Origin of the sequence: Streptomyces hoynatensis, from assembly GCF_003626535.1 — a bacterium.
GTDB lineage: Bacteria > Actinomycetota > Actinomycetes > Streptomycetales > Streptomycetaceae > Streptomyces > Streptomyces hoynatensis.
On the sequence record NZ_RBAL01000003.1, the window covers coordinates 22,437 to 41,887 of the forward strand.

Consider the following 19,451-nt stretch of genomic DNA (forward strand, 5'->3'; position numbering starts at 1 on the left):
GCATGAGGATCGGCATCGTCTGCCCGTACTCCTGGGACGTGCCGGGCGGCGTCCAGTTCCACGTGCGGGACCTGGCCGAGCACCTGATCCGGCAGGACCACGACGTCTCCGTGCTGGCCCCGGCCGACGAGGACACCCCGCTGCCGCCGTACGTCGTCTCCGCGGGCCGCGCCGTGCCCGTCCCCTACAACGGCTCCGTGGCCAGGCTGAACTTCGGCCTGCTGTCCGCGGCGCGGGTCAGGCGCTGGGTGCACGAGGGCGACTTCGACGTGCTCCACATCCACGAGCCCGCCGCCCCCTCCCTCGCCCTGCTGACCTGCTGGGCGGCGCGCGGCCCCATCGTCGCCACCTTCCACACCTCCAACCCCCGCTCGCGCGCGATGATCGCGGCCTATCCGATCCTGCAGCCCGCCCTGGAGAAGATCAGCGCGCGGATCGCGGTCAGCGAGTACGCCAGGCGCACCCTGGTCGAACACCTCGGCGGGGACGCGGTGGTCATCCCCAACGGCGTCGACGTCGGCTTCTTCGCCGGGGCCGAGCCCAAGGCCGAGTGGCAGGGGCAGACCATCGGCTTCATCGGCAGGATCGACGAGCCGCGCAAGGGCCTGCCGGTGCTGATGCGGGCCCTGCCCGGCATCCTGGCCGCCCGCCCGGAGGCCAGGCTGCTGGTGGCCGGCCGCGGCGACCGGAAGGAGGCGGTCGCGGGGCTGCCGCCCGCCGTGCGCGAGCGGGTCGAGTTCCTCGGCATGGTCAGCGACGAGGACAAGGCCAGGCTGCTGCGCAGCGTCGACCTGTACGTCGCGCCCAACACCGGGGGCGAGAGCTTCGGGATCATCCTCGTGGAGGCCATGTCGGCGGGCGCCCCGGTGCTGGCCAGCGATCTGGACGCGTTCGCCCAGGTCCTCGACGGCGGCGCGGCGGGGGAGCTCTTCCCCAACGAGGACGCCGGCGCGCTGGCCGCCGCGGCGGCCCGGCTGCTGGGCGACCCGGAGCGCCGCGCCGAGCTGCGGGAGCGCGGCAGCAGGCACGTGCGCCGCTTCGACTGGACCACGGTGGGCGCCGACATCCTCGCCGTCTACGAGACGGTGACCGCGGGGGCGGAGGCCGTCGCCCCCGACGACCGGGTGGGCCTGCTCGGCCGCCTGGGCTTCGCCCGCGACTGAGCCCACGCGCCGGGCGCGGCCCCCTCGTCCCGGCCCCCGGCACCCGGCCCCGCGCGGCCGGGGGCGGGCCTGCCGTCCCGGGTCCGTGGCACGGGCGGGCGCGGCGGCCGAGTAGGGTGACCGGGCGTGACCACCGCCATCTGGATCGCCGTCGCCCTGCTGCTGATCGGCGTCTACCTCAGCTGGACCGCGGGGCGCCTGGACCGGCTGCACGCCCGCATCGACGCCGCCAGGGCCGCGCTCGACGCCCAGCTGCTGCGCCGCGCCTCCATCGCCCAGGAGGTCGCCACCGCCGGCGTCCTCGACCCGGCCGCCGCCATGGTGCTCTACCAGGCCGCGCACGCCGCGCGGCTGGCCGAGGACGAGCAGCGGGAGGTCGCCGAGAGCGAGCTGAGCCAGGCGCTGCGCGCGGTGTTCGAGGAGGGCGCCCAGGTGCGGGCGGTGCACGAGGCCCCGGGCGGGCAGGCCACCACCGAGGAGCTGGCCGCCGCGGTGCGCCGGGTGCCGATGGCCAGGCGCTTCCACAACGACGCCGTGCGCGCCGCCCGTGCGGTGCGCAGGCACCGCACGGTCCGCTGGCTCAGGCTGGCGGGACACGCGCCCTTCCCGCTCGCCTTCGAGATGGACGACGAGCCGCCGCCCGCCCTCGTGGACTTCGCCGCAGAACACCGGCGTGCAGGCCACTGAGGCGAAATTGGCCCTTTTCTCCAGGCCAGTCGCGAGGTCTCATGGAGATTCGGCCCCCAGGTCGCGTTCCCGGCCCGGCTCGGCCCCGCCGCGGGCCTGCCGCAGCACCTTCGCCGCCCCCGGGAATGCGCCCGAACGGCCGTAGACTGTCCCAGACTGTTTAATATCGCACTTATCGCCCCTGGCCCTCCGGGCCGCCGTGAGCGGGCCGAGTGCGCCGAGCCCAGCACCCCCAAGCTCTCCTGTGAGGTCGAATCCGTGTCAGCTACGTCTCCCAGCACCCCGCAGACCCCGGCGACCGGCACGGCCCGCGTCAAGCGCGGCATGGCCGAGCAGCTCAAGGGCGGAGTGATCATGGACGTCGTCACCCCGGAGCAGGCGAAGATCGCCGAGGACGCCGGCGCGGTGGCCGTCATGGCGCTGGAGCGCGTCCCCGCCGACATCCGCAAGGACGGCGGCGTGGCGCGCATGTCCGACCCGGACATGATCGACGGCATCATCCAGGCCGTCTCCATCCCGGTCATGGCCAAGTCCCGCATCGGGCATCTCGTCGAGGCCCAGGTCCTCCAGGCCCTCGGCGTCGACTACATCGACGAGTCCGAGGTCCTCACCCCGGCCGACGAGGTCAACCACACCGACAAGTGGGCCTTCACCACCCCCTTCGTGTGCGGCGCCACCAACCTCGGCGAGGCCCTGCGCCGGATCGCCGAGGGCGCGGCCATGATCCGCTCCAAGGGCGAGGCCGGCACCGGGAACGTCGTCGAGGCCGTCCGCCACCTGCGGCAGATCCGGGGCGAGATCGCCCGGCTGCGTGGCCTGGACAACAACGAGCTGTACGCCGCGGCCAAGGAGCTGCGCGCCCCCTACGAGCTGGTCCGGGAGGTCGCCGAGCTCGGCAAGCTGCCCGTCGTGCTGTTCTCCGCGGGCGGCGTGGCGACCCCGGCGGACGCCGCGCTGATGCGGCAGCTGGGCGCCGAGGGCGTGTTCGTCGGCTCCGGGATCTTCAAGTCGGGCGACCCGGCCAGGCGCGCCGCCGCCATCGTCAAGGCCACCACCTTCTACGACGACCCCAAGACCGTCGCCGACGTCTCGCGCGGGCTCGGCGAGGCCATGGTCGGCATCAACCTGGACACCCTCGCCGACGCCGAGCGCTACGCCTCGCGCGGCTGGTGAGGCGAGGAGCGGCCCACGTGACGACTGCTGCCACCGGCCCGGCCCCCGGGACCGCCGCCCCCGCGGCCGGTCCCGCCGCCGCGCCCCGCGTCGGGGTGCTCGCGCTCCAGGGCGACGTCAGGGAGCACCTGACCGCCCTGGCCGCCGCGGGCGCACAGGCCGTGCCCGTGCGGCGGCCCGAGGAGCTGGCCGCCGTACGGGGGCTGGTGATCCCGGGCGGGGAGTCCACCACGATCTCCAAGCTGGCGCACGCCTTCGGCCTGCTGGAGCCGCTGCGCGAGCGGGTGCGCGCCGGGATGCCGGCCTACGGCTCCTGCGCGGGCATGATCATGCTCGCGGACAAGATCCTCGATCCGCGCTCGGGCCAGGAGACCGTCGGCGGCATCGACATGCTCGTGCGGCGCAACGCCTTCGGCCGGCAGAACGAGTCCTTCGAGGCCGCGGTCGAGGTCGCAGGCGTGGCGGGCGGCCCCGTCGAGGGCGTGTTCATCCGCGCGCCCTGGGTGGAGTCCCTCGGCGCGGCGGCCGAGGCGCTCGCCGAGTACGACGGGCACCCGGTGGCCGTGCGCCAGGGCAACCTGCTCGCCACCGCCTTCCACCCCGAACTCACCGGCGACCACCGCGTGCACGCGCTGTTCACGGAGATGGTGCGCGCGGCGGGGTAGGTGACGGCCGGTAGGATCGCCTCGTTGACGGAAGTCGGTTGAAGATCTGTCGGTTGAAGTTCTGGTGACATCGAAGGAGCAGCGCAGTGTCCGGCCACTCCAAGTGGGCAACCACCAAGCACAAGAAGGCCGTGATCGATGCCAAGCGCGGCAAGCTGTTCGCGAAGCTGATCAAGAACATCGAGGTCGCTGCGCGAACGGGCGGTGGTGACCCGGAGGGCAATCCCACGCTCTACGACGCCATCCAGAAGGCCAAGAAGAGCTCGGTGCCCAACACCAACATCGACCGCGCCGTCAAGCGCGGCGCCGGCCTCGAGGCGGGCGGCGCCGACTACCAGACGATCACCTACGAGGGCTACGGCCCCAACGGCGTCGCGGTCCTGATCGAGTGCCTGACCGACAATCGCAACCGCGCCGCCTCCGACGTGCGCGTCGCCATGACCCGCAACGGCGGCTCGATGGCCGACCCGGGCTCGGTGTCCTACCTGTTCAACCGCAAGGGCGTCGTGATCGTGCCCAAGGGCGAGCTCTCCGAGGACGACGTGCTCGGCGCGGTCCTCGACGCGGGCGCCGAGGAGGTCAACGACCTGGGCGAGTCCTTCGAGGTGGTCAGCGAGGCGGCCGACCTGGTGGCCGTCCGTACCGCCCTCCAGGACGCCGGCATCGACTACGACTCGGCGGAGGCCAGCTTCATCCCCACCATGCAGGTGGAGCTGGACGAGGAGGGCGCCCGCAAGATCTTCCGGCTCATCGACGCCCTGGAGGACAGCGACGACGTGCAGAACGTCTTCGCCAACTTCGACGTCGCCGACGAGATCATGGCCAAGGTCGAGGCGTAACTCCCGCGCCCCCGGGCCGTTCCGGCGGATTGTCGGTGCCTGGCGATAGCCTGCCGAACGGCCGGGCGGACAAGGCGAGCGAGGGAGGGGCGGCCGGTGCGGGTGCTGGGCGTTGACCCCGGATTGACGAGATGCGGCCTCGGCGTCGTCGAGGGGCTGCCCGGGCGCAGGCTGCGCATGGCGGACGTGGGAGTGGTGCGCACCCCCGCGGACGCCGAGGTGGCCGAGCGGCTGGTGCTCGTCGAGCGCGGCATCGAGGAGTGGCTCGACGCGCACCGCCCCGAGGTGGTCGCGGTCGAGCGCGTCTTCAGCCAGCACAACGTGCGCACCGTGATGGGCACCGCGCAGGCGAGCGCCGTGGCCATGCTGTGCGCCGCGCGCCGCGGCCTCCCCGTCGCCCTGCACACCCCCAGCGAGGTCAAGGCGGCCGTCACCGGCTCGGGCCGCGCCGAGAAGGCCCAGGTCGGGGCGATGGTGGCCAGGCTGCTGCGGCTGGACGCGCCGCCCAGGCCCGCCGACGCCGCCGACGCGCTCGCCCTCGCCATCTGCCACATCTGGCGGGCCCCGGCCCAAAGCAGGCTCCAGCAGGCCTGGGCGGCGGCGCGCCGCGCCCCGGCCGCCCCCTCCCCGAAGGGCACCACCTCCTCATGATCGCCTTCGTTTCCGGGCGGGTCGCCGCGCTCGCCCCCGACTCGGCCGTGGTCGAGGTCGGCGGCATCGGCGTCGCCGTCCAGTGCACCCCGGGCACCCTCGCCGGGCTGCGCCTCGGGCAGACCGCCAGGCTGGCCACCTCCCTCGTCGTCCGGGAGGACTCCCTCACCCTCTACGGCTTCGCCGAGGAGGACGAGCGGCAGGTGTTCGAGCTGTTGCAGACCGCGAGCGGGGTCGGGCCCAGGCTCGCCCAGGCGATGCTCGCCGTGCACAGCCCGGACGCGCTGCGGCTGGCCGTGTCCACCGGCGACGAGAAGGCGCTCACCGCCGTTCCCGGCATCGGCAGGAAGGGCGCCCAGAAGCTGCTGCTCGAGCTCAGGGACCGGCTCGGCGAGCCGGTGGGGGCCGCGGCCTCCGCGGCCGGCCCGGCCGCCGTCGCCGGCTGGCGCGAGCAGCTGCTCGACGCCCTCACCGGCCTGGGGTACGCGCCCCGGGAGGCCGAGCGCGCCGTGTCCGCCGTCGCCCCGCAGGCCGAGCGGGCCGCCGCCCAGGGAGCGCCGCCCGAGATCTCCGGGCTGCTGCGCGCCGCCCTCCAGACCCTCCAGCGATCCCGCTAGCCGCCCCAGGCGCTCCCGGGCGGCCCGCCGCCCGGGGAACGGGACCCACCCGCCTCACCCGTACGAAGGAGCCGAGATGCCCCCGCCACCGCCCGGCGCACCCGCCCACGCCGCGCCAGGCCACGGCCGCCGCGCGCCCGCCCGGGGCGGCAGGCCGTGAGCCGGGAGGAGAGCCAGGCCGGGGCCGAGCGGCTGGTGGGCTCCGCCGCCGACGGGGAGGACCTCGCGGTCGAGGCCGCGCTGCGGCCCAAGGACCTCGGCGAGTTCATCGGCCAGACCAGGGTCCGCGAGCAGCTGGACCTGGTGCTGCGCGCGGCGCGCGCCCGCGGCGGCACCGCCGACCACGTGCTGCTCTCCGGGGCCCCTGGCCTGGGCAAGACCACCCTGTCCATGATCATCGCGGCCGAGATGGGGGCGCCGATCCGCATCACCTCGGGCCCGGCCATCCAGCACGCGGGCGACCTGGCCGCGATCCTGTCCTCGCTGACCGAGGGCGAGGTCCTCTTCCTCGACGAGATCCACCGGATGTCCAGGCCCGCCGAGGAAATGCTGTACATGGCGATGGAGGACTTCCGCGTCGACGTGGTCGTCGGGAAGGGGCCGGGCGCCACCGCCATCCCGCTGGAGCTCCCGCCCTTCACGCTGGTCGGCGCGACCACCAGGGCCGGGCTGCTGCCGCCCCCGCTGCGCGACCGCTTCGGCTTCACCGGGCACATGGAGTTCTACGCGCCCGCGGAGCTGGAGCGCGTGGTGCACCGCTCGGCCGGGCTGCTGGGCGTGGAGGTCACCGGGGACGGGGCGGCCGAGATCGCGGGCCGCTCCCGCGGCACCCCCAGGATCGCCAACCGGCTGCTGCGCCGGGTCCGCGACTACGCCCAGGTCCGGGCCGACGGGGTGGTGACGAAGGACACGGCGGCCCGGGCGCTGGCCGTCTACGAGGTCGACGACCTGGGGCTCGACCGGCTCGACCGGGCCGTGCTGCACGCCCTGCTGAAGCTCTTCGGCGGCGGGCCGGTGGGGCTCTCCACGCTGGCCGTCGCGGTCGGCGAGGAGCGTGAGACAGTGGAAGAGGTCGCCGAGCCCTTCCTCGTCAGGGAGGGGTTGCTCGCCCGTACTCCGCGCGGGCGTGTGGCGACCCCGGCCGCCTGGCGGCACCTGGGGCTCACGCCCCCGCCACAGACGGCCGCGGGAGGACAGGCGGGCGGACAAGAGGGACTGTTCGGGACGTGACGGCGGCGAAATTCCGTCCGTGGAACTCCGATACGATCCTGGACGTTGTTCCCCTGGCGCAGCCTCGCCTAGACTCCGCCGTTGCCATCCGATTCAGCGATGGCATGCCCACCACCGGATACCTGGTCGCGGCAGTGGCCATGCAAAGGAATTTCCTCCACCGTGGATATCGCGTTTCTGTTCCCCATCATTGTGCTCGTCGGCGTCATGTACCTCATGTCCCGGTCGGCCAGAAACCGGCAGCGTCAGGCCGCCCAGATGCGCGACGCCATGGAGCCGGGCACTGGCGTGAGGACCATCGGCGGCATGTACGCGCTGGTCAAGGAGGTCCGCGAGGACACCGTGCTGCTTGAGATCGCGCCCGGCCTCCACGCCGTCTATGCGAAGAGCGCCGTGGGCGCGATCCTCGACGCCGAGGAGTACGAGCGCATCGTCAACGGCGAATCGCCTTTCGAGGACGAGTCCGTCCAGGTGCCGGACGACGCCTCCTCGCTGATCGAGGCCGAGGAGGCGGGGGACGCCGCCGGCGACCGGGTGGAGCTGGGCAAAAGCGAGAACGCCGACGCCGCGGCGGGCGGCGATGCCGCGGAAAGCGAGCAGGACGCCGAGACCGAGGTTTCCGGGAACGACAACGACGGCGAGCACGGGACCAAGTCCTGAACGCGGCGGCCGGCGCGCAGTCCGGCACGTCCGTCAGTCACCCCCCTGAGCCGCGCGGCGTTCACCTGGCGCGGTCCTTGGACAGAGAGAAGACGAGAAGGTGGCGACACCGAAGAAGGGCCTCAGGTCCTCACGCAGGAGGGATCTCGGGTCCCGGCGAGCCCAGGGCGGCCGGCCCGGCAGGGCTCTGCTCCTGATTCTGGTGGTCATGGTGGGGCTGTCCGGAGGGATGTTCCTCTCCGGTCACACCACGCCACGGCTGGGCATCGACCTCGCCGGCGGCACGAGCATCACGCTCTCCGCCGTGGCCGAGGAGGGTCACGAGGACGCGATCAATTCGACGAACCTCAACACCGCGGTCAACATCATCGAACGCCGGGTCAACGGCCTTGGCGTCTCGGAGGCCGAGGTCCAGACCCAGGGCGACCGGAACATCATCGTCAACATCCCCAAGGGCAGTGACGAGAAGGAGGCGCGGGAGCAGGTCGGCACCACCGCCGAGCTGGGCTTCCGCCCGGTCCTCTCCGCCACCCTCGCCGACGCCTCCGCCAGTGAGGAGCCCTCGTCCTCCGAGTCCCCGAGCAGCTCCGAGTCCCCGGGCAGCTCCGAGTCCCCGAGCGACTCCGAGTCGCCGAGCGACGACGAGGCCACGGGCAGCGAGTCCCCCTCGGACGAGGAGTCCACCTCCGACGAGGAGTCGGCGCAGAGCCTCCAGGCCCCCGGCGCGGGTGACTCCGCCGCCACCGCAGACTTCGCCGCGTACCACAGCGACGACTCCACCGGCTCCGAGAGCCCCGACGCCTCCGGGACGCCCGACGCCGACAGCACGGACTCGGGGAGCGGCGAGGACGCCACCGACGAGAGCACCGGCGACGGGAACGAGGGCGACGCCGCCGCGGACGCCCAGGCGCTCCAGCAGCAGCTCGACGACCTCGACTGCTCCACCGAGGCCTCCCGCCTGCAGGCCAGCCGGGCCGCCGGCCAGGCCGACGACGAGGAGAACGTCGTCGCCTGTGACGAGGACGGCACCTACAAGTACGTGCTCGGCCCCGTGGCGGTGCCCGGCACCGACGTCAGCGACGCGAACGCCGTGTACGACACCCAGCAGGGCCAGGGCTGGATCGTGCAGATGGAGTTCAACAACTCGGGCGCCGACAAGTTCGCCGACGTCACCGAGGAGCTGTCGAGCCAGACCGACCCGCAGAACCAGTTCGCCATCGTGCTCGACGGCGAGGTGGTCTCCGCCCCGGCCGTCCACGAGCGGCTCGGCGGTGGCAGCGCCGAGATCTACGGCAACTTCGACCAGGACTCCGCCAAGGACCTGGCGAACATCCTCAAGTACGGCGCCCTTCCGCTGACCTTCGAGGAGGCCAGCGTCTCCACGGTCTCCCCGACCCTGGGCCAGGAGCAGCTGCGGGCCGGCCTGATCGCGGGCGCCATCGGCCTCGCCCTGGTCGTGGGCTACGTGGTGCTGTACTACCGCGGCCTGTCGATCATCGCGATCCTCAGCCTGGTCGTCTCCAGCATCCTGACCTACACGATCATGGCGCTGCTCGGCCCCACGATCGGCTTCGCGCTGAACCTCCCGGCCGTCTGCGGCGCGATCGTTGCCATCGGCATCACGGCCGACTCGTTCATCGTGTACTTCGAACGGATAAGGGACGAGATCAGGGAGGGCCGCAGCCTGCGGCCCGCGGTCGAGCGCGCCTGGCCGCGCGCGAGGCGCACGATCCTGGTCTCCGACTTCGTCTCGTTCCTCGCCGCGGCGGTGCTCTTCACCGTCACGGTCGGCAAGGTGCAGGGCTTCGCGTTCACGCTCGGGCTCACGACGGTCCTGGACGTGGTGGTCGTCTTCCTGTTCACCAAGCCGCTGATGACCGTGCTGGCGCGCCGGAGGTTCTTCTCCTCCGGGCACTCCTGGTCCGGCCTCGACCCCAAGAGGCTGTCCGCCACCCCGCCGCTGCGCGGCCGCCGTCCCGTCCCCGTTCCGTCCGACGCGAAGGAGGCGTGAGATGTCACGGCTCGGCGCAATGGGTGCCAGGCTCTACCGCGGTGAGGTCGGCGTCGACTTCGTCGGCAGGCGGCGGATCTGGTACTGCATCTCGCTCCTGATCACCGTCCTCGCCTTCACGGGCTTCATGGTCCGCGGGCTCGTGATGGGCGTCGAGTTCGAGGGCGGCGCGGTCTTCACCACCCCGGCCACCGACGTCTCGGTCGAGGACGCCAGGCACGTCGCCGAGGAGACCTCGGGCAGCAGCGCGCTGGTCCAGACGCTGGGCGACGACGGCGCGATGCGTATCCAGGTCAGCGGCCTGGACACCGACCAGTCGAACGAGACCCGGGCGGCCCTGGCCGAGGAGCTGGGCATCCCGACGGACGACCTCAACGCCGAGGTGATCGGCCCCAGCTGGGGCGACCAGATCGCCGACAAGGCGTGGCGGGGCCTGATCATCTTCCTGGTCCTCGTCGTGATCTACCTGGCCGTGGCCTTCGAGTGGCGCATGGCGCTCGCCGCGCTGATCGCGCTGATCCACGACCTCACGATCACGGTCGGCGTCTACGCCCTCGTCGGCTTCGAGGTCACCCCGGGCACGGTGATCGGCCTGCTGACGATCCTCGGTTACTCGCTCTACGACACGGTCGTGGTCTTCGACGGCCTCAAGGAGCAGACCCGGGGCTTCGCCAAGCAGACCAGGTTCACCTACGCCGAGCTGGCCAACCGCAGCCTCAACGGCACGCTGGTCCGGTCGATCAACACCTCGGTCGTGGCCCTGCTGCCCGTGGCGGCGCTGCTCTTCATCGGCGGCGGCCTGCTCGGCGGCGGCATGCTCAACGACATCGCCCTCTCGCTGTTCGTCGGCCTCTCCGCGGGCGCGTACTCCTCGATCATGATCGCCACCCCGCTGGTGGCCGACCTGAAGATGCGCGAGCCGGACATCAAGGCGACCGACAAGCGGGTGCTCGCCAAGCGGGCCAAGCGCGAGGAGGAGCCGGCGAAGGCCGCGGCGGCCGAGGAGGCCGGTGCGGCCGAGGAGGAGTCCGACGCGCCGGACGCCGAGGCCGCGGGCCCGGCGCCGGCGGCCGGGGTGGGCGCCGGCGGCGGCGCGGGCTCCGGCGGCCCCGCGCCCGCGCGCGGTCCCCGCCGGCAGCCGGTCTCCCGCACCCGCGGGCGCGGCCGTCCCTCGGGCAAGCGGCGGTGAGCGGCGTGACGGACATGTCCACCCGGGCCGCGGCCTCGCGCGAGGAGCTCGCCGCGCTGCTGCTCGGCCGCATCCGCGACGTCGCGGACTACCCGAAGCCGGGGATCGTCTTCAAGGACATCACCCCGCTGCTGGCGGACCCGGTGGCCTTCGGCGCGCTGACGGAGGCGCTGGCCGCGTTCGCCACGGAGCAGGGCGCCACCAAGGTCGTGGGCCTGGAGGCGCGCGGCTTCATCCTCGCCGCCCCGGTCGCGGTCAGGGCCGGGCTCGGCTTCGTCCCGGTCCGCAAGGCCGGCAAGCTGCCGGGCGCCACCCTGTCGCAGTCCTACGACCTCGAGTACGGCAGCGCCGAGATGGAGATCCACGCCGAGGACCTGACCGCGCAGGACCGGGTGCTCGTCATCGACGACGTGCTGGCGACCGGGGGGACCGCCGAGGCATCCCTGCGGCTGATCAGCCGTTCGGGCGCCACGGTGGCCGGCCTCGGAGTGCTGATGGAGCTGTCCTTCCTCGGCGGCGCCTCACGGGTGCGCGCCGCCCTCGACGGCGCCCCCTACCAGGCGCTGGTCACCGTCTGAGGTCGTCCGCATCCGCTCGCACATCCACGGGGGCGCGCACCGCGAGGTGGGCGCCCCCGCGCATGCGCCGGTTGAGCGGGAGCCATTTGCCCGGGCTCGTTACCATGGCAGTCCGATCGTTACCCGGCCGGACCCTCCCGACGGCCGTCCACGGCCCCCAAGGACCGCCCCCTCTCCCGGCCCCCCACCGGCGGGGAGTACGGGCCCGTAAAGGAGTGCCCTTGCCTGACGACGCCCAGCCGCTCGCCTCGGCCCAGCGGAAGAACGCCAAGCCGTCCCCCACCCTCGGCCGGCGGGACGGCGCGGACGCCCGCCACCAGTCCCAGGGCACCCCCTCCGCGCCGGCCGTCTCCGGGGTCTCCGGCCGCTCCGGCTCCTCCAACCGGGTGCGGGCGCGGCTCGCCCGGCTCGGCGTCCAGCGTTCGAGCCCGTACAACCCCGTCCTCGAGCCGCTGCTGCGGGTGGTGCGGGCCAACGATCCCAAGGGCGACACCGCGCCGCTGCGCCAGATCGAGCGGGCCTACCAGGTCGCCGAGCGCTGGCACCGCGGGCAGAAGCGCAAGAGCGGCGACCCGTACATCACGCACCCGCTGGCCGTCACCACGATCCTCGCCGAGCTCGGCATGGACGCCGCCACCCTGATGGCCGGGCTGCTGCACGACACCGTCGAGGACACCGAGTACGGCCTCGACGCGCTGCGCCGCGACTTCGGCGACCAGGTGGCGCTGCTCGTCGACGGCGTCACCAAGCTCGACAAGGTCAAGTTCGGGGAGGCCGCGCAGGCCGAGACCGTGCGCAAGATGGTCGTCGCCATGGCCAAGGACCCCAGGGTCCTGGTCATCAAGCTGGCCGACCGGCTGCACAACATGCGCACGATGCGCTTCCTCAAGCGCGAGAAGCAGGAGCAGAAGGCCCGCGAGACGCTGGAGATCTACGCGCCGCTCGCCCACCGCCTGGGCATGAACACCATCAAGTGGGAGCTGGAGGACCTGGCCTTCGCCATCCTCTACCCCAAGATGTACGACGAGATCGTCCGCCTGGTCGCCGAGCGGGCGCCCAAGCGCGACGAGTACCTGGCCACCGTCATCGACGAGGTGCAGGCCGACCTGCGCGGCGCCCGGATCAAGGCCACCGTCACCGGCCGCCCCAAGCACTACTACAGCGTCTACCAGAAGATGATCGTCCGCGGGCGGGACTTCGCCGAGATCTACGACCTGGTGGGCATCCGCGTCCTCGTCGACACCGTCCGCGACTGCTACGCGGCGCTCGGCACCGTGCACGCCCGGTGGAACCCGGTGCCGGGGCGGTTCAAGGACTACATCGCGATGCCGAAGTTCAACATGTACCAGTCGCTGCACACCACGGTGATCGGCCCGGGCGGCAAGCCGGTGGAGCTCCAGATCCGCACCTTCGACATGCACCGCAGGGCCGAGTTCGGCATCGCGGCGCACTGGAAGTACAAGCAGCAGGCCGTGGCCGGCTCCTCGAAGGTCCGCTCGGACACCCCGAAGAAGGGGGAGAAGAAGGGCGGCCGCAGCACCGTCGACGACATGGCCTGGCTGCGTCAGCTCCTCGACTGGCAGAAGGAGACGGAGGACCCGGGGGAGTTCCTGGAGTCCCTGCGCTTCGACCTCTCGCGCAACGAGGTCTTCGTCTTCACGCCCAAGGGCGACGTCATCGCGCTGCCCGCGGGGGCCACCCCGGTCGACTTCGCCTACGCCGTGCACACCGAGGTCGGCCACCGCACGATAGGCGCGAAGGTCAACGGCAGGCTCGTGCCGCTCGAATCCACCCTGGACAACGGCGACACCGTCGAGATCTTCACCTCCAAGGCCGACGGCGCGGGCCCCTCCCGCGACTGGCTCGGCTTCGTCAAGTCCCCACGGGCGCGCAACAAGATCCGCGGCTGGTTCTCCAAGGAACGCCGCGACGAGGCCATCGAGCAGGGCAAGGACGCCATCGCCCGCGCGGTGCGCAAGCAGAACCTCCCCATCCAGCACGTGCTCAGCGGGGACGCGCTGGTCACCCTCGCCCACGAGATGCGCTACCCCGACATCTCCTCCCTGTACGCGGCCATCGGCGAGGGCCACGTCTCCGCGCCCCACGTGGTGCAGAAGCTGGTGCAGGCCCAGGGCGGCGAGGAGGCGGCGAGCGAGGACCTCGCCGAGGCCGTGCCGCCGGTGCCCACCAGGGGCAAACGCCGCTCCAGCGCCGACCCGGGCGTGGTGGTCAAGGACGTCGAGGACGTGTGGGTCAAGCTCGCCCGCTGCTGCACCCCCGTCCCCGGCGACCCCATCATCGGCTTCGTCACCCGTGGCAACGGCGTCTCGGTGCACCGCGCCGACTGCCTGAACGTCGACTCCCTGGCCCGCGAACCGGAGCGGATACTCGACGTCGAGTGGGCGCCCACCCAGTCCTCGGTCTTCCTGGTCGCCATCCAGGTCGAGGCGCTCGACCGGTCACGGCTGCTCTCCGACGTCACGCGGGTCCTGTCCGACCAGCACGTCAACATCCTCTCCGCCGCGGTCCAGACCTCCCGGGACCGGGTCGCCACCTCCCGCTTCACCTTCGAGATGGGCGACCCCAAGCACCTGGGCCACGTCCTGAAGGCCGTGCGGGGCGTCGAGGGCGTCTACGACGTCTACCGGGTGACCTCGGCGCGCAGGCCCTGAACGCGCCGCGGCGGCGGTGCGGGCCCGCCACCGCCGCCGCGCCGGGCAGCCCCCGCTCAGCCCCCGAACTCCTGGAGCCCCTTCAGCGCCTGGTCGAGCAGCGCCTGCCGCCCGGCGAGCTCCTGCTCCAGCTTCTGCGCCTTGGCCGCGTTCCCGGCCGCCCTGGCCCGCTCGACCTGCTCCCGCAGCCGGTCCACCGCGTCCTGGAGCTGGCCGGTCAGGCCCTCGGCCCTGGCCCTGGCCTCGGGGTTGGTGCGGCGCCACTCGGCCTCCTCGGCCTCGGCGACGGCCCGCTCCACCGCGTGCAGGCGGCCCTCGATCCCCGCCCGCGCCTCCCTGGGCACGTGGCCGATCGCCTCCCAGCGCTCGTTGATCGACCGGAGCGCGGACCTGGCGGCGCGCAGGTCGGTGACCGGAAGCAGCTTCTCCGCCTCCGCCGCCAGCTCCTCCTTGCGCGCCAGGTTGTCCCGCTGCTCGGCGTCACGCTCGACGAACGCCTCGCTCCTGGCCTGGAAGAAGACGTCCTGCGCCGCCCTGAACCTGGTCCACAGGTCCTCCTCGGCGTCCCGCTGCGCCCGGCCCGCCGCCTTCCACTCCCGCATCAGCTCGCGGTAACGGGCCGCGGTCGGGCCCCAATCCCTGGAGTCGGAGAGGGACTCGGCCTCGGCGATCAGCTTCTCCTTGCGCCGCCTGGTCTCCTCGCGCTGCGCGTCGAGCGCCGCGAAGTGCGACTTGCGGCGCTTGGAGAAGGCCGAACGCGCCTGGGAGAAGCGGTGCCAGAGCTCGTCGTCGGTCTTGCGGTCCAGCCGCGGCAGGCCCTTCCAGGTGTCGACCAGGGCCCGCAGCCGCTCGCCCGCCGACCGCCACTGCTCGCTGAGCGACAGCTCCTCCGCCTCGGCGACCAGCGCCTCCTTGGCGGCCCTGGCCTCCTCCGACTGCCGCGCCCTGGCGGCCTTGCGCTCCTCGCGCCGCGACTCGACCGCGGCCACCAGCTCGTCGAGCCGCCGGCCGAGCGCGGCCAGGTCGCCCACCGCGTGCCCCTCGTCCACCTGCTCCCGAAGGTGCCCGATGGCCGTCATCGCGTCCTTGGCGGACAGATCGGTGGTCTTCACCCGGCGCTCGAGCAGGCCGATCTCCACGACCAGACCCTCGTATTTGCGCTCGAAATAGGCGAGAGCCTCCCCCGGGGAGCCCGCCTGCCAGGAGCCGACGACCTTCTCCCCGTCCGCCGTCCGCACGTATACGGTCCCCGTCTCGTCAACGCGGCCCCACGGCTCGCTGCTCACAGCGCCTCCTCGTTTGATGCGCGCGACGGGCTGACGCCCCGGCATCGTCCACAGTCCTCGTGAGTCCTCGTGCCGGTCGGCCGGACGTCCGGCCGCCTGACCGGCGCAGGCACCCTACACAACGCCAACATAGGCGACAGCCCGCCCGGCTGTCCGCACCTTGTGATGCGGAAACTTGTGATCCCGCACGGGTGCCGGGGCCACGGGCGGGCCGCCGCGGATTCCGCTCTCAGCCCTGCCCGGCGGGCTCCACCGTCGCCTCGTTGATCACGACGGTGGCGTTGGGCGCCGTGTTCCCCGTCGTCGGGTCCGGCGCGGCCGCGCCGGCGGCCGCGATCGTCTGCAGCACGTCCTCGCCGGCCGTCACCCTGCCGAACGGCGTGTAGTCGGGCGGCAGTTGGCTGTCCTGGTACACGATGAAGAACTGGCTGCCCCCGCTGTCGCGCCCGCTGCCGTCCGCCGCGTTGTACTGGTTCGCCATCGCCACCGTGCCCGCCGGGTAGATCCCGTCGGCGACGTCGGGGTCGTCCAGGTTCTCGTCCGGGATGGTGTAGCCGGGGCCGCCCGCCCCCGTGCCCTGCGGGTCCCCGCACTGCAGGACGTAGATGCCCTCGGTGACCAGCCGGTGGCAGCGGGAGTGGTCGAAGTAGCCCTCACCGGCCAGGAAGGAGAAGGAGTTCACCGTGTGCGGGGCGGCGGCGGCGTCCATCGTGATCTCGATGTCCCCGCAGGTGGTGGCGAGCCGCATCACGTAGTCGGCGTCCGTGTCCACCGTCATCTCGGGCTCGGCGTCCCACTGCCCGGTGGAGGGGTCGCCCGGCTCGGGCTCGGCGCAGGGGTCCTCGACCGGTTCTGCGGACTCGGTGGCCTCCGCCGTCGGCTCGTCCGTCGCGTTGGCCGCGTCCTGGCCGCCCGCCGAGTCGTCCTCGTTCAGCAGCACGAGCGCGGTGCTGCCGCCCGCGACGAGCAGCACCAGCAGCACGGCCAGGGCCACCCGGCGCCTGCGGCCCCGGCGTGCCCGGTCGGTGCGCCGCTCCTGCTGCCTTTCCCACTTCGCGCGCGCGAGCTGTTTCCGACGCTGTTCCTTGCTGACCACCGCGTCTCCCTCGTCTCGACCTGTCTCGACTGGCGACCAGACCCCGCCTGCGTCACCGTATACGGGTTCGCCCCCGCCGCACCGTCGCCGGTAGGCTCTTGGCCGGGCGACCCGCCGCCGACCATGCCAACACGTCGGCCAGGACGACGATCGAAGGACGACCGGTGCTGATCGCTGGCTTCCCCGCCGGTGCCTGGGGGACCAACTGCTACCTGATCGCTCCCGCCGCCGGCGAGGAGTGCGTGATCGTGGACCCCGGTCACCAGGCCGCCCCCGGAGTCGAGGAGACCATCGCCAGGCACCGGCTGAAGCCGGTGGCCGTCATTCTCACCCACGGGCATCTCGACCACGTCGCCTCGGTCCTTCCCGTGTGCGGGGCGCACGGCGTCCCCGCCTGGCTGCACCCGGCCGACCGCCACATGCTGAAGGACCCGGCCGCGGCGATCGGCATGAGCGTCGGCCTGCCGCTGCTCGGCGACCTCACGGTGGGCGAGCCGGACGACCTGCGGGAGCTGACCGACGGCGGCAGCCTCGCGCTGGCCGGTCTCGAGTTCTCGGTCGCGCACGCCCCGGGCCATACCAAGGGGTCGGTGACCTTCCGGCTGCCCGAACGGGCCGACATCCCGCCGGTCCTGTTCTCGGGCGACCTGCTGTTCGCCGGCTCCATCGGACGCACCGATCTCCCCGGCGGGGACCACGCCGAGATCCTGCGGTCGCTGGCCCGCGTCTGCCTGCCGCTGGACGACTCGACCGTGGTGCTCGCCGGGCACGGCCCGCAGACCACCATCGGCCGCGAGCGCGCCACCAACCCGTTCCTGCGGGGACTGGCCGCCGGCCCCGGGGCCGCCGAGGACGCGGCCCCGCGACGAGGAATGTGAAGAAACCTTCCGTGAGTAGCTTCTCCGCCCCCAAGGGCACGTACGACCTGATCCCGCCGGACTCCGCCGCCTTCCTCGCCGTGCGCGAGGCGCTGTCCGCGCCCCTGCGCCGGGCCGGCTACGGCTACGTCGAGACGCCCGGCTTCGAGCACGTCGAGCTGTTCTCCCGCGGCGTCGGCGAGTCCACCGACATCGTGACCAAGGAGATGTACACCCTCACCACCAAGGGCGGCGACCGCCTCGCGCTGCGGCCCGAGGGCACCGCCTCCGTGCTGCGGGCCGCCCTGCAGGCCAATCTCCACCGGGCGGGCGGCCTGCCGGTCAAGCTCTGGTACTCCGGCACCTACTACCGCTACGAGCGGCCGCAGGCGGGGCGCTACCGCCACTTCTCGCAGGTCGGCGCGGAGGCCATCGGCGTGGAGGACCCCGCGGTCGACGCCGAGTTGATCATCCTGGCCGCCGACGCCTACCGCTCCCTCGGCCTGGGCGGGGTCAGGCTGCTGCTCAACTCCCTGGGCGACCGCGCGTGCCGTCCCGGCTACCGGGCCGTCCTCCAGGACTTCCTGCGCGGTCTCGACCTGGACGAGGAGACCCGCGCCCGCATCGAGATCAACCCGCTGCGGGTCCTGGACGACAAGCGCCCCGAGGTGCAGCGTCAGCTCGCCGGCGCCCCGATGATGCGTGACCACATGTGCGAGGCGTGCAAGGAGTACCACGAGCGGGTGAGGGAGCTGGTGGACGCCGCGGGGGTGGCGTTCACGGACGACCCCAGGCTGGTCCGCGGCCTCGACTACTACACCCGCACCACCTTCGAGTTCGTCCACGACGGGCTCGGCGCCCAGTCCGCGGTGGGCGGCGGCGGCAGGTACGACGGGCTCTCGGAGATGATCGGCGGCCCGCCGCTGCCCTCGGTGGGCTGGGCGCTCGGCGTGGACCGCACCGTGCTTGCGCTGCGGGCCGAGGGCGTGGACCTCGACCTGCCCGCCGCCACCGACGTCTTCGCCGTGCCGCTCGGCGAGGAGGCGGGGCGCAGGGTGTTCGCGCTGGTCACCGAGCTGCGGCGGGCCGGGGTCGCCGCCGACCTGGCGTATGGCGGCCGGAGCGTCAAGGCGGCCATGCGGCTGGCCAACCGCAGCGGCGCCCGCTACGCCCTGGTGGCCGGGGAGCGGGACCTGGCCGCCGGGGTGGCCCAGCTGAAGGACCTGGAGAGCGGAGAGCAGGAGGCGGTCGCGCTGGACGCGGTCGTGACCGAGCTCACCCGCCGCCTCGGCTGAGCCCGGGGCGGCTTCCCGGCGGTCCGCGCCCCGGCCTCCCGTGGCCGGGGGCGGTTCCCCGCCGTTGACGCACCCGGCGTGATCGTGGGGTCACTGGTGCAGAATGGAAGCCGTACCCGAGACGGAGCGGACGGACGACATGGCGACATCGGCGGTGGACGAGGACCGCAGGAGCGGCGAGGCACAGCGTCGCGGGCAACGTGACGTGGGCGCCGGCCGGGGCTACGCCCTGCTCCTGGTGATCACCGGCTTCGCCGGGCTGCTCGCCTCCTGGGTCATCACGCTGGACAAGTTCCACCTTCTCGAAGACCCGGACTTCACCCCCGCGTGCAGCCTGAATCCTGTGGTGTCCTGCGGCTCGGTGATGAAGAGCGACCAGGCTTCCGCCTTCGGCTTCCCCAACCCGATGCTGGGGCTCGCGACCTACGGCGTCGTGGTCGCCATCGGCATGGGGGTGCTCGCCGGGGCCCGCTTCCGGCGGTGGTTCTGGCTGGGGCTGGAGTTCGGCACCCTCTTCGGCGTCGGCTTCTGCACCTGGCTCCAGTACCAGTCGCTGTACGAGATCAACGCGCTGTGCCTGTGGTGCTGCCTGGCCTGGGTCGCCACCATCCTCATGTTCTGGTACACGACGCTGCACAACGTGCGGCAGGGGCACCTGCCGGCTCCCTCGGGCGTCAAGGAGCTGATGGGGGAGTTCCACTGGCTGCTGCCCGCGGTGCACATCGGCATCATCGGGATGATGGTGCTCACCCGCTGGTGGGACTTCTGGACCGGCTGACCGC

The 19,451-nt window shown here is 72.9% G+C and carries 18 protein-coding genes; 16 read left to right on the plus strand and 2 right to left on the minus strand.

The window, feature by feature from the left end:
- The first annotated feature begins 2 nt into the window (after nt 1–2).
- From D7294_RS05950 to D7294_RS06010, 13 genes are all read left to right on the plus strand, one after another.
- A complete protein-coding gene (locus D7294_RS05950) occupies nt 3–1,163 on the plus strand; it encodes a glycosyltransferase family 4 protein (protein ID WP_120676322.1) in 1,161 nt (386 codons plus the stop codon).
- A gap of 126 nt (nt 1,164–1,289) precedes the next feature.
- Nucleotides 1,290–1,850, plus strand: coding sequence for a LemA family protein (locus D7294_RS05955; protein WP_120676324.1), 561 nt, complete (start codon nt 1,290–1,292; stop codon nt 1,848–1,850).
- 258 nt (nt 1,851–2,108) lie between these two features.
- Entirely contained in the window at nt 2,109–3,023 is a 915-nt protein-coding gene (gene pdxS / locus D7294_RS05960; protein ID WP_120676326.1) for a pyridoxal 5'-phosphate synthase lyase subunit PdxS, read from the plus strand.
- A 95-nt stretch (nt 3,024–3,118) separates the two neighbouring features.
- Entirely contained in the window at nt 3,119–3,688 is a 570-nt protein-coding gene (gene pdxT / locus D7294_RS05965) for a pyridoxal 5'-phosphate synthase glutaminase subunit PdxT (protein ID WP_120677065.1), read from the plus strand.
- A gap of 86 nt (nt 3,689–3,774) precedes the next feature.
- Nucleotides 3,775–4,527 carry a YebC/PmpR family DNA-binding transcriptional regulator gene (locus D7294_RS05970; RefSeq protein ID WP_120676328.1) on the plus strand — a complete coding sequence of 251 codons (753 nt, stop codon included), beginning with the start codon at nt 3,775–3,777 and terminating at the stop codon, nt 4,525–4,527.
- Between the two features lie 96 nt (nt 4,528–4,623).
- Nucleotides 4,624–5,178: a crossover junction endodeoxyribonuclease RuvC gene (gene ruvC, locus D7294_RS05975; protein WP_120676330.1), complete on the plus strand. Its 555-nt coding sequence runs from the start codon at nt 4,624–4,626 to the stop codon at nt 5,176–5,178.
- Nucleotides 5,175–5,795, plus strand: a complete 621-nt coding sequence (ruvA, locus tag D7294_RS05980) for a Holliday junction branch migration protein RuvA (protein WP_120676332.1) — start codon at nt 5,175–5,177, stop codon at nt 5,793–5,795. The genes ruvC and ruvA overlap by 4 nt, the downstream gene beginning before the upstream one ends.
- A 156-nt stretch (nt 5,796–5,951) precedes the next feature.
- Entirely contained in the window at nt 5,952–7,025 is a 1,074-nt protein-coding gene (gene ruvB / locus D7294_RS05985; protein ID WP_120676334.1) for a Holliday junction branch migration DNA helicase RuvB, read from the plus strand.
- Nucleotides 7,026–7,187: 162 nt separating this feature from the next.
- Entirely contained in the window at nt 7,188–7,685 is a 498-nt protein-coding gene (gene yajC / locus D7294_RS05990) for a preprotein translocase subunit YajC (protein ID WP_241562146.1), read from the plus strand.
- A gap of 100 nt (nt 7,686–7,785) precedes the next feature.
- Complete coding sequence (gene secD, locus D7294_RS05995; RefSeq protein WP_422070662.1) at nt 7,786–9,696, plus strand: protein translocase subunit SecD; 1,911 nt, start codon at nt 7,786–7,788, stop codon at nt 9,694–9,696.
- Between the two features lies 1 nt (nt 9,697).
- Nucleotides 9,698–10,885: a protein translocase subunit SecF gene (gene secF, locus D7294_RS06000; RefSeq protein ID WP_120676340.1), complete on the plus strand. Its 1,188-nt coding sequence runs from the start codon at nt 9,698–9,700 to the stop codon at nt 10,883–10,885.
- A 14-nt stretch (nt 10,886–10,899) separates the two neighbouring features.
- On the plus strand, nt 10,900–11,463 hold the full coding sequence (locus D7294_RS06005; protein WP_120677067.1) for an adenine phosphoribosyltransferase: 564 nt from the start codon (nt 10,900–10,902) through the stop codon (nt 11,461–11,463).
- A 221-nt stretch (nt 11,464–11,684) separates the two neighbouring features.
- A complete protein-coding gene (locus D7294_RS06010; RefSeq protein ID WP_120676342.1) occupies nt 11,685–14,135 on the plus strand; it encodes a RelA/SpoT family protein in 2,451 nt (816 codons plus the stop codon).
- Nucleotides 14,136–14,191: 56 nt separating this feature from the next.
- Here D7294_RS06010 and D7294_RS06015 read toward each other — a convergent pair whose 3' ends face one another.
- Together D7294_RS06015 and D7294_RS06020 are read right to left on the minus strand one after the other, a co-directional pair.
- On the minus strand, nt 14,192–15,421 hold the full coding sequence (locus D7294_RS06015) for a DUF349 domain-containing protein (protein WP_120676344.1): 1,230 nt from the start codon (nt 15,419–15,421) through the stop codon (nt 14,192–14,194).
- 229 nt (nt 15,422–15,650) lie between these two features.
- On the minus strand, nt 15,651–16,517 hold the full coding sequence (locus D7294_RS06020; protein ID WP_120676346.1) for a peptidylprolyl isomerase: 867 nt from the start codon (nt 16,515–16,517) through the stop codon (nt 15,651–15,653).
- A gap of 164 nt (nt 16,518–16,681) precedes the next feature.
- Between D7294_RS06020 and D7294_RS06025 the strand changes: the two genes are divergently transcribed.
- From D7294_RS06025 to D7294_RS06035, 3 genes are all read left to right on the plus strand, one after another.
- Nucleotides 16,682–17,395: an MBL fold metallo-hydrolase gene (locus D7294_RS06025; protein WP_120676348.1), complete on the plus strand. Its 714-nt coding sequence runs from the start codon at nt 16,682–16,684 to the stop codon at nt 17,393–17,395.
- An 11-nt stretch (nt 17,396–17,406) separates the two neighbouring features.
- On the plus strand, nt 17,407–18,669 hold the full coding sequence (gene hisS, locus D7294_RS06030; RefSeq protein WP_120676350.1) for a histidine--tRNA ligase: 1,263 nt from the start codon (nt 17,407–17,409) through the stop codon (nt 18,667–18,669).
- A gap of 139 nt (nt 18,670–18,808) precedes the next feature.
- Nucleotides 18,809–19,447: a vitamin K epoxide reductase family protein gene (locus tag D7294_RS06035; protein WP_120676352.1), complete on the plus strand. Its 639-nt coding sequence runs from the start codon at nt 18,809–18,811 to the stop codon at nt 19,445–19,447.
- The last annotated feature ends 4 nt before the right edge of the window (nt 19,448–19,451 follow it).